The sequence below is a fragment of the Brevundimonas sp. genome, from assembly GCF_046295075.1.
Taxonomy (GTDB): domain Bacteria; phylum Pseudomonadota; class Alphaproteobacteria; order Caulobacterales; family Caulobacteraceae; genus Brevundimonas.
In genome coordinates this window covers 19443-32078 of the sequence record NZ_JBKBOC010000004.1, presented here as the reverse complement: position 1 = coordinate 32078, position 12636 = coordinate 19443, and the positions used below count along the sequence as shown (strand labels likewise).

Annotated in this window: 12 protein-coding genes; 3 read left to right on the top strand and 9 right to left on the bottom strand. The window is 66.4% G+C overall.

Annotation, left to right across the window (positions count from 1 at the left end; genetic code table 11):
• Positions 1-8 precede the first annotated feature (8 nt).
• Positions 9-428 carry a nucleoside-diphosphate kinase gene (gene ndk, locus ACK4MH_RS04740; RefSeq protein WP_159844937.1) on the top strand — a complete coding sequence of 140 codons (420 nt, stop codon included), beginning with the start codon at positions 9-11 and terminating at the stop codon, positions 426-428.
• A 162-nt stretch (positions 429-590) separates the two neighbouring features.
• The gene (locus tag ACK4MH_RS04735) at positions 591-791 is read left to right on the top strand and encodes a hypothetical protein (protein ID WP_135195296.1); all 201 of its coding nucleotides are present in this window, start codon (positions 591-593) and stop codon (positions 789-791) included.
• A gap of 78 nt (positions 792-869) precedes the next feature.
• Here the strand turns inward: ACK4MH_RS04735 and ACK4MH_RS04730 are convergent, their stop codons facing one another.
• The 3 genes from ACK4MH_RS04730 to purM all read right to left on the bottom strand — a co-directional run bounded on the left by ACK4MH_RS04730 (position 870) and on the right by purM (position 4640).
• Entirely contained in the window at positions 870-2927 is a 2058-nt protein-coding gene (locus tag ACK4MH_RS04730) for a M13 family metallopeptidase (RefSeq protein ID WP_409715454.1), read from the bottom strand.
• An 86-nt stretch (positions 2928-3013) separates the two neighbouring features.
• Complete coding sequence (gene purN / locus ACK4MH_RS04725) at positions 3014-3598, bottom strand: phosphoribosylglycinamide formyltransferase (protein WP_409715451.1); 585 nt, start codon at positions 3596-3598, stop codon at positions 3014-3016.
• A 4-nt stretch (positions 3599-3602) separates the two neighbouring features.
• The gene (gene purM, locus ACK4MH_RS04720) at positions 3603-4640 is read right to left on the bottom strand and encodes a phosphoribosylformylglycinamidine cyclo-ligase (protein ID WP_409715448.1); all 1038 of its coding nucleotides are present in this window, start codon (positions 4638-4640) and stop codon (positions 3603-3605) included.
• 79 nt (positions 4641-4719) lie between these two features.
• Here purM and rnd point away from each other — a divergent pair, with 79 nt between their 5' ends.
• A complete protein-coding gene (rnd, locus tag ACK4MH_RS04715) occupies positions 4720-5868 on the top strand; it encodes a ribonuclease D (RefSeq protein ID WP_135195300.1) in 1149 nt (382 codons plus the stop codon).
• A gap of 158 nt (positions 5869-6026) precedes the next feature.
• Here rnd and ACK4MH_RS04710 read toward each other — a convergent pair whose 3' ends face one another.
• From ACK4MH_RS04710 to ACK4MH_RS04685, 6 genes are all read right to left on the bottom strand, one after another.
• Positions 6027-7514, bottom strand: a complete 1488-nt coding sequence (locus tag ACK4MH_RS04710) for a Ppx/GppA family phosphatase (protein ID WP_409715444.1) — start codon at positions 7512-7514, stop codon at positions 6027-6029.
• Positions 7514-9730: an RNA degradosome polyphosphate kinase gene (locus ACK4MH_RS04705; protein ID WP_409715442.1), complete on the bottom strand. Its 2217-nt coding sequence runs from the start codon at positions 9728-9730 to the stop codon at positions 7514-7516. Before ACK4MH_RS04705 ends, ACK4MH_RS04710 begins: the two co-directional genes overlap by 1 nt.
• A 98-nt stretch (positions 9731-9828) precedes the next feature.
• Positions 9829-10332 (bottom strand): DUF3617 domain-containing protein, encoded by a 504-nt coding sequence (locus ACK4MH_RS04700; RefSeq protein ID WP_409715440.1) that lies wholly within the window; start codon positions 10330-10332, stop codon positions 9829-9831.
• A gap of 132 nt (positions 10333-10464) precedes the next feature.
• Positions 10465-11154 (bottom strand): chromosomal replication initiator DnaA, encoded by a 690-nt coding sequence (locus ACK4MH_RS04695; RefSeq protein WP_409715437.1) that lies wholly within the window; start codon positions 11152-11154, stop codon positions 10465-10467.
• Positions 11155-11240: 86 nt separating this feature from the next.
• Positions 11241-11528, bottom strand: a complete 288-nt coding sequence (locus ACK4MH_RS04690; protein WP_409715434.1) for a YciI family protein — start codon at positions 11526-11528, stop codon at positions 11241-11243.
• Positions 11529-11538: 10 nt separating this feature from the next.
• Entirely contained in the window at positions 11539-12528 is a 990-nt protein-coding gene (locus ACK4MH_RS04685) for a hypothetical protein (RefSeq protein ID WP_409715431.1), read from the bottom strand.
• Positions 12529-12636: the final 108 nt, after the last annotated feature.

Below are 12636 nucleotides of genomic sequence, written 5' to 3'. Positions count from 1 at the left end.
CACTTTCCATGACCGAACGCACCTTCTCGATCATCAAGCCCGACGCCACGCGCCGCAACCTGACCGGCGCGATCAACGCCGTCATCGAGGGCGCAGGCCTGCGCATCGTCGCCCAACGCCGCGTCAAGCTGACGACCGAGCAAGCCCAGAAGTTCTACGAAGTCCACGCCGAGCGTCCGTTCTACGGCGAGCTGGTCGAGCAGATGACCGCCGAGCCGGTCGTCGTTCAGGTGCTGGAAGGCGACAACGCCGTCGCCGCCTATCGTGAAGTCATGGGCGCCACCAACCCGAAGGACGCTGCCGACGGCACGATCCGCAAGCAATTCGCCCTGTCGATCGGCGAGAACTCGGTCCACGGCTCTGACAGCCAGGACAACGCCAAGATCGAGATCGCCCAGTTCTTCACCGACGACCAGATCGTCGGCTAAGGCGCATCATCGCGCTCAAGTCGCGAGGGACCGCGTCCCTAGCGTAGCGCAAAGAGGATCCGTCCTCTTCAGATAGCGTGACTATATAGGCCCGCGTCCGGAACCGGACGCGGGCCTTGTCGTTTGAGCTTCATCGATTCATCCCCCTCCCGGAGAAGACCCATGAAGACCATGATCAAACTGGCCCCCGTCATCGGCGTTGTGGCCCTGCTGGCTGCCTGCGGTCAGACGATGGAACAACGCGCCGCCACGGGCGCCCTGGGCGGCGCCGTCGCCGGTCAAGTGGTCGGCGGCAACACGGGTTCGACCGTGGCCGGCGCTGCTATCGGCGCTGTCGCCGGTGCGGCGACCACGCCCCGCTAAATCCACGGCGAAAGCTCAGGATGACAAAAAGGCCCGGAGCTTTCGCTCCGGGCCTTTTCTGCGTCTGAGGTCCGGCGCTTACCAGATGCGAGCGCGGGCCTCGGGGGCGATATACTCCTTCTGATCCGGCGACACGCCGAAGGCCGCATACCAGGCGTCGATGTTGCGCGGCGAGGTGGCGGCGCGCACCGAACCCGGCGAGTGCGGATCGGTAGTCAGCTGTTCCTTCAGCGCCGCCTCGCGCGACTTCTCGCGCCAGACCTGGGCCCAGCCCAGGAAGACGCGCTGGTCGCCGGACAGGCCATCGATAACAGGCGCCGGCTGGCCGTTCAGCGACTTGTGATAGGCGTCCAGCGCCAGCAGCAGCCCGCCCAGGTCGGCGATGTTCTCGCCCATGGTCAGGTCGCCGTTGACGTGCACGCCGGGCAGGGGCTCCAACGAGTTGTAGATGTCGCCCAGCACCTTGGCGCGCGCCTCGAAGCGGGCGGCGTCTTCCGGCGTCCACCAGTCGCGCAGCACGCCGTCGCCGTCGGACTTGCGGCCCTGGTCGTCGAAACCGTGGGTGATCTCGTGGCCGATGACCGCGCCGATGCCGCCGTAGTTGACGGCCGGGTCCGCGTTCGGATCGAAGAAGGGCGCCTGCAGGATGGCGGCCGGGAAGACGATCTCGTTGCGCGGCGGGTTGTAATAGGCGTTCACCGTCTGGGGCGTCATGCCCCATTCCAGCGGATCGACCGGCTGGCCGATCTTGCCGCGTTTGTAGGCCCACTCGAAGGCCGAGGAGCGTTCGACGTTTCCGTAGAGGTCGTCGGCGGTCAGCTCCAGTCCGTCATAGGACCGCCACTTGTCGGGATAGCCGATCTTCACTCCGAACTTGGACATCTTGTAGAGGGCCTGCTCGCGCGTGGGCTCGCTCATCCAGTCCAGGGTCTTCAGACGTTCGGTCATGGCGGCGCGGATATTGCCGACCAGGGTCTCCATCTGGGCCTTGGACGAGGCGGGGAAGTGCAGGCGAACGTATTCCTGGGCCAGGACCTCGCCCAGTTGGCCATCGACCAGGGCCACGCCCCGGTTCCAGCGCGGACGGTTCTCGGGCTGGCCGCGCAGGGTCTTGCCGCGGAAGTCGAAGCGGGCGTCAACGAAGGCCTTGGACAGATAGGGGCTGGCCTGATCGACGACGTTGAACGCCTGCCAGGCCTTCAGCGTCTCGATGGGGGTGTCGGCGAACACCTGGGCGATGCCGGGAATGGCGGTGTTTTCCATCAGCACCAGGGTGTCGACGTCCGACACCTGGGCGCCGGCCAGGAAGCCGGACCAGTCGAAACCGGGGGCCAGGGTCGCCAGGTCCGCGACCTTGGTGGGGTTGTAGAGCTTGTCGATCTGACGACGCTCGACCGTGGTCCACTGCTTGTCCGCGACCTTGGTCTCGAAGGCCAGGATGTCGGCGGCGGCCTTGGCCGGGTCGGTCCAGCCGATGGCGGTCAGGGTGGTGGTCAGATAGGCGAGGTAGGCCTCGCGCTGGGCGGCGAAGTCGGGCTTCAGATAGTAGTCGCGGTCCGGAAGGCCCAGCGATCCCTGGCCCAGATAGACCGAGTTCAGGTCGGGCTTCTGCAGGTCCTCGAACACGTCGATGCCGAACAGAGAGGCGCCGAAGCCGGAGTGGCTTTCGCCCATCAGACGCGCCATTCCGGCGTGGTCGCTCACGGCCTTGACGGCGGCGAGGTCGGCGGCCAGCGGCGCGGCGCCCAACTGCTCGATCTTCGCCACGTCCATGAAGCTGGCGTACAGGGCGCCGACCTTCTGGGCGTTGGCGTTGGTCGGGTTAGCGGCGCTGGTCTCGATGATCGATTTCAGCTGGGACTGGGCGGTTTCATACAGGACGTCGAACGGGCCGAAGCGGGCCTTGTCGGCCGGGATCTCGGTCGTGCGCAGGTATGTGCCGTTGGCGTATTCGTTGAAGTCGTCGCCCGGCTTGACCGCCGTGTCGCGGCCCGCGAGGTCGAAGCCCCAGGGCGTAATGCCTGGCGCGCCGTGTGAATGGCCTTGGGGCGAATGGTCCTGGGCCGAGGCCGCGCCCCCGGTCAGGGCGACGACGATACAGGCCGAGCAGGCGGCCATCAGACGAATGCGATTCATGGAAGACTGGGTCCCGATTTTGATCGGGGGCACCATCGCGCCGGTGCGGCGGTCTGTCGCATGACGTTTTTGTAATCTTCGGGCCGTCAGCCCCGTTCCAAATCCCGGCAAAAGGCGCCCAGCACCTGCTGATAGAGCGTGTGCTCCGCCGTCTTTACCCGTTCGGCCAGGGCTTCCGCCGTATCGCCCGGAACGATCGGCACGCGGGCCTGGCCCAGGATCGGGCCTTCATCCACGCCCTCGGTCACCAGATGCACGGTGCATCCGGCCTCGGTGTCGCCGGCGGCGATGGCGCGGGCGTGGGTGTCGAGGCCGGGATAGAGGGGCAGCAGGCTGGGGTGGATGTTCAGCATCCGGCCGCGCCAGCCGCCAACCAGCCAGGGCGTCAACACGCGCATGTATCCGGCCAGGGCCACGACCTCGACCCCGGCGGCGCGCAGGGCCTCGTCCACCATGCGCTCGTGCGCCTCGCGATCCTTGCCAAAGGGCTTGTGCGGGATGGCGACGGTCGCAACCCCCTTTGCCGCCGCAACGGCCAAACCGCCCGCGCCCTCGACGTTCGACAGGACCAGAACGACCTCATAGCCGCTGTCGGGCGCCTGGCCTGCATCGATCAGGGCCGCCATGTTCGAGCCGGCCCCGGAGATTAGGACGGCGACGCGCGTCTTCACGAGATCAGGCCGCTTCCAGCTGTCCGCAGACGAATGCGACCTCGCCCGCGTTGAGCAGGGCGGCCAGAACCGGTTCGGCGTTCTCGGGCGAGACGATCAGCATGAAGCCGACGCCGCAGTTGAAGGTGCGGCGCATCTCGTGGTCGCTGATGCCACCGGTCTCGGCCAGCCACTGGAAGACGGCGGGCATGGGCCAGGCGTCCCAGTCGAACGACGCCTGCAGTCCCTCGGCGATACAGCGGGGCGGGTTCTCGATCAGGCCGCCGCCGGTGATGTGGGCCGCGCCCTTGATCAGGCCCGCCTTCATCAGCGGCAGAACCGGCTTCACATAGATGCGGGTCGGCTCCATCAGGGCCTGGGCCAGCGAGCGGTCCTTGGCGAAGGGGGCGTCGTCGCCCCAGGCCAGGCCGGACTTCTCGACCACCCTGCGCACCAGCGAATAGCCGTTCGAGTGCGGACCGGTGGAGGCCAGGCCGATGATGATGTCGCCGGCCGCCTGGCGATCCAGATAGGGCAGGGCGTGGCCGCGCTCGACCGCGCCCAGGCTGAACCCGGCCAGGTCATAGTCGCCGTCGGTGTACATGCCCGGCATTTCGGCGGTCTCGCCGCCGACCAGGGCGCAGCCGGCCTGGCGGCAGCCCTCGGCGATGCCGGCGACGACGCGGCGGGCGGCGTCGATCTCCAGACGGCCGGTGGCGTAATAGTCCAGGAACAGCAGAGGCTCGGCGCCTTGCGCCAGCAGGTCGTTCACGCACATGGCGACCAGGTCGATCCCGACGCCGTCATGACGGCCGGTCTCGATGGCGATCTTCAGCTTGGTGCCGACGCCGTCGGTGGTGGTGACGATCAGCGGATCCTCGAACCCGGCGGCCTTGAGGTCGAACAGGGCGCCGAATCCGCCCAGCGAGGGCTCCGAACCGGGGCGCGCCGTCGATTTCGCCAGCGGCTTGATATGTTCGACCAGCAGTTCGCCTGCATCGATGTCCACGCCCGCATCGGCGTAGGTCAGGCCGTTTTCGAGAGGCTTTTGGGTGTCGCTCATGAGATCTCGGGCCTGAATCGGGGCGGAAATGCAGCGCGGCTCTTGCCACAGGTAGGATGCGGGGGGCTATAGCATCGGAATGACGCCGATCACCACCACCGAGGCGCTGGCCGAATTCTGCGCCCGCGTAGCCACAGCCCCCTTCATCACGGTCGATACCGAATTCATGCGGGAAACGACCTACTGGCCCAGGCTGTGCCTGATCCAGGCGGCCACGGCCGAACACGCCGCGATCATCGATCCGATGGCGGAAGGGCTGGATCTTGAGCCCTTCCTGGCGCTGCTGCGCGACGAGAAGATCATCAAGGTCTTCCACGCCTGTCGCCAGGACGTCGAAATCTTCGTGCGCCTGGGGGCCATGCCCAAGCCGATGTTCGACACCCAGGTCGCCGCCATGGCCGCCGGGTTCGGCGAACAGGTGGCCTATGATTCGCTGGTGCGGCAGATGCTGCGCATCGAGGTGGACAAGGGCAGCCGCTTCACCGACTGGGGCCGTCGTCCCTTGTCGGACAGCCAGCTGGTCTATGCGCTGGGCGACGTGACCCACCTTGCGGCCCTGTATCCCAAGCTGCGCGATCGGCTCAGCAAGGAAGGGCGGCTGGACTGGGTGATGTCGGAGATGGAGAGTCTGGTCGATCCGGCGCTCTACGACACCAATCCCGAAAACGCCTGGAAGCGGCTGAAACCCAAGAAGTTCTCGGCCAAATATATGGCGGCCTTCAAGGCGGTCGCCGTGTGGCGCGAGCGTGCGGCGCAGGAGCGGGATCAGCCGCGCGGCCGTATTCTGAAAGACGAGGGCATCGATGAGATCGCCCAGCAGACGCCGACGGATGTCGAGGCCTTCAACCGCCTGCGCTCGGTGCCCAAGGGGTTCGGCGGGTCGCGCCTGGGTCTGGAACTGGCCGAGGAGTTGAAGCGGGTTCTGGCCGATCCCGAATCGCACGCGCCTGACATGGAGCGTCCGGCCCACCGCCAGCCGGCCCCGCCATCGGTGGTCGAACTGCTGAAGGTGCTGCTGAAGGCCAAGAGCGACAACGCCGGCGTGGCGTCCAAGCTGATCGCCACCGTGTCCGACCTGGAAAAAATCGCCATCAGCGACGACGCCGATGTGGACGCGATGAAGGGCTGGCGCCGTCAGTTGTTCGGCGAAGACGCGCTGAAGCTGAAACGCGGCGAGATCGCCTTGGTGCTGAACGGCGCGCGCGTCGAGATCGTCGAGATCGAGTAGCGACCGGAGTCTCCTCCCCATGCAATGGGGAGGGGACCGCGAAGCGGTGGAGGGGCTCTTGAAGTCCCACAGGCGCCTGTGATGCGGTGAAGAACCCCTCCGTCACGGCGCAAAGGCGCCGCGCCACCTCCCCGCTTCGCAGGGAGGAGACGGCAGTTTTAGATTTTCAATCCAAGATCCATCGCTTCGGCCAGGGCCTTGGCGCGCTTCTTGGTCTGTTCGCCCAGCAGAACGTCGGCATAGCCCTCGGTCGCCGTCAGGCGCAGGTCGCCGCCCTTCACCTTGGCCGTCGCATTGGCCAGCAGTTGTGGCGAACGCCCCGACAGGTCGCAGGCCAGGCGGATGGCCAGGCCGATGGCGCGGGCGCGTTTGGCGGCGTCGTCGCTCAGCAGCCGCTCGATGATCTCGGGCTGGGGCGTGGCTGGACCCCCGCCATAGCGGGCGTTCAGGGCGCTGGCCAGGAAGGCGCGCTCGACGTGGCTGATGCCGGCGACCGGCGCGCGCAGCACCTGGTCGAACACCAGTTCCAGCCGGTGATCCGGATGCAGCCGCGCGCCCAGGTCCGCCAAGCGGCAGGCGGCGGCGACCAGGACCGCGTCGCGTTCCTCGCCGAACACAGCGGGCAGGGCCGCGACGATCTCGGAAATCCAGCCGTTCAGCGCGCCGGGCAGGGCCGGGGCTACGCCCTGTCGTCCGCCCAAGGCCCTGCAGCCGGCCAGCAGCGGATCGGCCGTGCGCGTCGCCTCGTCCAGCGTCTCGAACAACAGGCCCTCGCGCACGCCCCAGGCCGACATCTCGATCGACTTCAGGCCCAGGTGCTGGGTCAGCCCCTCCAGCACCAGTCCGGCGTAGGGCAGGGTCTCGGCCCGTTTCTTGGACACGCCGGGCAGTTTCGCCAGGCTCGCGACCGACTGCTGGGCCACCAACCGCGCGGTCTCCAGCGCGTCGTCGGCCGACATCTGATACTGATGCACCACCCTCAGCGGATAGGCTTTCAGCGTCATCTGCACCTGGGCCAGGGTGCGCCAGGCGCCGCCGACGGCATAGAGGCGATCGCTCTGGAACTGGGCCGCGACGGGTTTCAGCGCCTGGTCGATGCGGGCCTTGACGCGCTCCGCGTCGAATCCCTTGCCGTCGGCCAGGGCGAACGGGCCCAACGGCAGGGTCAGGCCGTGCTCGACCCCGTTTCCATTCAGTCGGGTCAGCTCCAGGCTGGCCCCGCCCATGTCGGCCGAGACGCCGTGCGCCAGGGGGGCGCCGGCCAGAACGCCCATGGCCGCATATTTCGCTTCTTCCTCGCCGGTGAGGACGCGGATGTTCAAACCGGTCTCGGCCGCCACCCGCTGGCAGAACTCCGGCCCGTCGATGGCTTCGCGCACGGCGGCGGTGGCGGCGATCAGGGTCGCATCAGGCCGCACGCCTTCCAGCACGGCGGCGAAGCGGCGCAGGGCCGTCATCGCCATGACCACGCCCTCGGGCGACAGCTTGCGTGTCGTCGGCAGGTCGCGGCCCAGGCCGGCCAGCACCTTCTCGTTGAAGACGGTCCAGATCGCCCGGCCCTCCAGCCGGTACAGAACCAGCCGCACCGAGTTGGAACCGATGTCGATCGCGGCGATGTCGCGGTCGGTAAGCGTGATGTCGGGCATCAGCGGCCGGGACGCTCGTAACGCAGGACGGCAGGCAGGCTCTTGGCCTTGCGGCCTCGGCCCGACAGGCTGGGATTGGTCATGAAATATTTGTGGGCCGAGAAGGGCCGCTCCGGGTCCGCTGGGGTGACGCGTGTATAGCGCCCTTCCGCGTCCAGAACCCAGCTTTGCGCATCATCCTTAAGATTGGCGACCATGATCTGGTCCAGCACCTGGTCGTGGACGGTGGCGTTGCGGATCGGCGTCATCAGCTCGACCCGGCGATCCAGGTTGCGCGTCATCCAGTCGGCCGAGGAGATGAAGACCTTGGCCTTGTCGTGCGGCAGGTCCTTGCCGTTGGCGAAACAGACGATGCGGCTGTGCTCCAGGAAGCGGCCGACGATGGACTTGACCCGGATGTTCTCCGACAGGCCTGTCACACCGGGCCGCAGGCAGCAGATGCCGCGCACGACCAGATCGATCCGCACGCCCCATTGGCTGGCGCGATACAGGGCGTCGATGATCTCGACATCCACCAGCGAGTTCAGCTTGACCCAGATGGCGGCGGGCTTGCCCATGGCGGCGGCCGACATCTCCTTGCCGATCAGGTCGATCAGCGTGGACTTCATGTTCAGCGGCGAGACCACCACGGTCTCCAGATGGTCCGGCGTGGCGTAGCCGGTGATGTAGTTGAACACCTTGGTCGCATCGCGCCCCAGCACGGGGTCGCAGCTGAACAGCGACAGGTCGGTGTAAACCTTGGCCGTGACCGGGTGATAGTTGCCGGTGCCGAAGTGGCAATAGGTTTTCAGCGCCTCGCCCTCGCGCCGCACGACGACGCTGAGCTTGGCGTGGGTCTTGTACTCGACGAAGCCGAAGACGACGTGGACGCCGGCCCGTTCCATCGCCCGCGCCCAGCGCAGATTGGCCTCCTCGTCGAAACGGGCCTTCAGCTCGACCAAGGCGGTCACGTTCTTGCCGTTCTCGGCCGCCTCGATCAGGGCGGCGACGATGGGGCTGTCCTTGGAGGTGCGGTATAGGGTCTGTTTGATGGCGATGACGTTGGGATCCCGGGCCGCCTGACGCAGGAACTGCACCACCACATCGAAGCTCTCGAACGGGTGGTGGATCAGCAGATCCTTTTCGCGAATGGCGGCAAACACGTCGCCGCCGTTGTCGCGCACACGCTCGGGATAGCGCGGCTCATAGCCCTTGAACTTCAGGTCCGGGTGGCCGCCGCCGATCAGGTCAGACAGCTGGGCCAGGCCCAGCATGCCGTCCACCAGAACCACGTCCTGGGGCGCCGCTTCCAGCTCGCCGACGATGAAGTCGCGCAGGTCCGCGGGCATGGACGCCTCGATCTTGACCCGCACGACCGAGCCCAGGCGACGCTGTTTCAGCGCCTCCTCGAACTCCAGAACCAGGTCCTCGGCCTCTTCCTCGATCTCGATGTCCGAATCGCGGATCAGGCGTAGCACGCCCTTTTCCTGAACCTCGCACCCGGGGAACAGGTGGTCGATGAACAGCAGAAGCATGTTCTCCAGGGTGATGAACCGCTTGTGCCCCGGCGTGGACCGGCCGTCGGTGGGCAGTTGCCAGAACCGCTGCACCTGGGTCGGCACCGGCACCAGGGCGTAGAAGGTCTTGGTCTCGCCCTTGCGCTTCAGCTTCAGCGCCAGCGAGAAACCCAGGTTGGGCAGGAAGGGGAACGGGTGCGCCGGGTCGATGGCCAGCGGGGTCAGGACCGCGAACAGCTGGTTCAGGAACTCGGGCTCCAGCCGATCACGCTCTGTCTTGGTGATCTTCTGGCGATCGACCACCTCGATCCCGGCCGTGGTCAGTTCCTTCTTCAGCTGACGCCAGCGCAATTGTTGCTCGGCCATCAGCTCGCCGGCGGCGATATTGATCTGCTCCAGCTGTTCGGCGGGCGTCAGGCCGTCGGCGGACAGGACGCGCACGCGCTCGCGCAACTGGCCCTTCAGGCCGGCGACGCGGGTCATGAAGAACTCGTCCAGGTTATTGGCCGAGATCGACAGGAACCGCAGCCGCTCCAGCAGCGGGTGGTTGGGGTTCGCCGCCTCTTCCAGCACGCGTTCGTTGAACGCCAACCACGAGATCTCCCGATTGAAGAACCGGGTCGGCGAGGCCATCAGCTCTTCGCTCAGCGCCAGTTGAGGGGCGCGAGAGGCGGGAACTTCCTCGCCTCGGGTGTCGTCGTGGATGGCGGCGTCGGTCATGACCCGGTTCTCGCGCGCGTCTGTGACGGCCGCAAGCGGGCGCGGATAAAATCGTGAAGGGATCGGGGCGACACTTGGCCGCCCCGATCCCTGTTTGCTTACTGAACGACCGTGTTCGGCGCGACGCCGGCGGGGCAATCGCCCAGACGTTTGGCGTCGACGGTTATCTTCATTTCAGCCATGGTGGGCGGGACGTTGGGGCCGCTGGTCTTGGTGGTGATGTCCACCTTATAGGCGGTGCGCATATCGCCCGTGACCTTGCCGTCCGAGGTGACGGTCATGCCCTGGGCGTTGCAGACGGCGTGGAACTCGGCGCCGCCGGGCGTGGACTTGACCGTGTTTTCGCTACAGGTGACGCGCGCTTGCGGGGCGTTGAAAGGGTTTGATCCCGGCGCGGTTTCGCCGACACAGATCTTCACCGTCATCGGCTGGGGCATCTGGGCGCCCGATACCGTCTGTTGCCACAGGCCGGGCTCAGGCGCGGTCAAGGCGGCAGGCGCGGCGGCCGCGGGCTCACCGTTGGCGGCGGTCTTGGTCTCTTCGGAGTTGGAACAGGCCGCAAGCAGGGCGACGGCGGAAATCAAAACAAGCTGAGCACGCATTCGGTCGTTTCCTGTTTCATGGAGCGCAACGCCGCTCCGCAGGCTCAACGACAAGGCCAAGCTTTGCGTTCAACATCCTGGCGCGGTTTCACGGCAAAGCTGTGCATATCCCGATATGTGGGCTTTTAGGGCTCAGATGTCGGTGTCTAACGCAGCGTCCATCGCATCCAGCACCTGACGGGCCAGGACGCGGGTGACCGGGCGATGCAGGGCGTCCAGTTGCGCCACAACGATGGCGGCGGTCTCGGCCGACCGGTCCAGGCGGCGCACCAGATAGTCGATCACGTCGTCGGCCGGGGTGATGCTGCGCTCGGCGAAGCGGGCGCGAAGGATGGCCGACAGGACGGCGTCATCGGGCGCCGCGATGGAGACGGCGCGCACGGCGTCCAGGCGCGAACGCAGGTCGGGCAGGTCCACCGACCACTGACGCGGCGCCGAACGCGACACCAGCAAAAGCGCGCCTCCGCCCGAATTGGCCAGGTTGATCAGGTGAAACAGGCTTTCGTCGTCCGCATCGGCCGCCCGGTCCAGCAGCACGGGCCGGCCTTCCAGCTCCAGCGGATCCATCACGGCGGCCTCGGCGCCGTTCAGCGGCACGGCCCCGACCCGTTCGGCCCAGTCGGCGGCGAGGCGGCTCTTGCCCGATCCCGCCGGCCCATGCAGGGCCAGCACCGCCCCCGCCCCATCGGGCCACCGCGCCAGCACGCGCACCGCCTCGGCGTTGCTGTCGGAGGTCACGAAGGCCTCGCCCACGACATGGCGCTCCAGCGGCAGACGCAGCTGTTCGGCGGTCGGACGGGGCAGGGCGCTCAGCGCGGTCATGACCCCGTCTTAGCAGAGCCCAGGGTTAATCGCGTCAGGCACGCTCTGTTGGTTCCGGGGAGCGAACCTCGCCCCTGTGGATGGAATCAGGCGAATTCGGCCAGGGCGGGGTTCAACTTGCCCGCCTTGAACTCGGTGACCTGATAGTTGGCCAGGCCGTGGATCTGGAACGGATCGGCCTTCAGCAGGGCCTCCAGCTCCTCTTTCGTCTCCCCGCTGCGCACCACCAGGATGCCGCCGGTGCGCGGAACCATCGGTCCGGCGGCGATGATCAGGCCGCTGGCCACATGCTGATCCAACCACTCGCGATGCTCGACCGTCCGCGCCTCGATGGCTTCGATCGGCTGGGTGTAGGTGATGGTGACGATGAACATATGAGGCATCCTACTGCGAAGCGGCCGGCGGGCAGTCGCGTCTTTGTTGGGCGTAGAACTGGCGTTGTTCCTGCTGCCCGGCAAGAGGCGGTACGGCGAGAGCCTCACGCGCGCTGTCGGGAATCAAAGCCTGGTCGAAATCGCCTTGGGTCACGGGCGCGCAGTCATTTGGGATCTGAAACTGCGTGCCGTAGATTTGCGGCTTGCCGATGGATTGAAGGTACCGGTCAAGGGTCTGGGCCGCCATTCCGGCGGCGTTGCGGCTTCCCTTTGCGACAGCGGTCGTCGCCAATGCGTGGGCGAGAAGAAAGTCATTGGGCTTGTCGCCATGCTGAAAAATGAAGGCAGCATGCAGATAGTCGTCTCCGCTTTGCACCAATCCTTCGTCCAGCATCTGACGCACGCGGACGCGGCGTTGGCGGTCGTCGCGTTCGACGTCATCGGCGAGAGACACGGCCTGCTGACGCGGCGCCTGATCGGCCTCGAAAAGGGCAAGCAGTTCGGGATTCGAGACGCTTCGGTCTAGAACCACGAGCCGTTCATAGGCGCGATCTCCACCCCAGTCCGTCATCACAATGTTCGGATCATAAATGCGGTGAAAGGCCATCGGCGGAATGGGCGCATTTGGATAGCTCAGCAACGCCGATCCCGAAGAAACCAGACGCAAGACATAGGTGCGGCCTCGCGACGGCTCGACCAGTTCAAGTGCGTTCGCACCTATAGGTCTGACATCGAGTGAATGAGTTTGAACAGGACCAGCCACCTGCAGGACGGAGCCATCGAGCGTTTGAGTGATCTGCTCGGGTGTGGTCAGGCTGGATGGTCGGTCGTCAGTGCCGATCTCCAACACCACGACCGGGCGACCCTCAACCGACCACATCCACCGACCGGCAAGCGCTTCTTCTTCTTCAGCGTGAGCGGACAGGGGCGCGAGCGCGAGACAGGCGGCCGAGGCAAGCAAAGTCCTGAACCAACGAACGAGGAGACGAGGCGGCATCATTCAACTCCAGCGCAGATGTCGTCAGCATGAGTTGGCCATATGCATTGGTCTGGCAAGCCTGAAACCTTGACTTTCCGGGGCGATGATGCGCCCTACGCCGCTTCGATT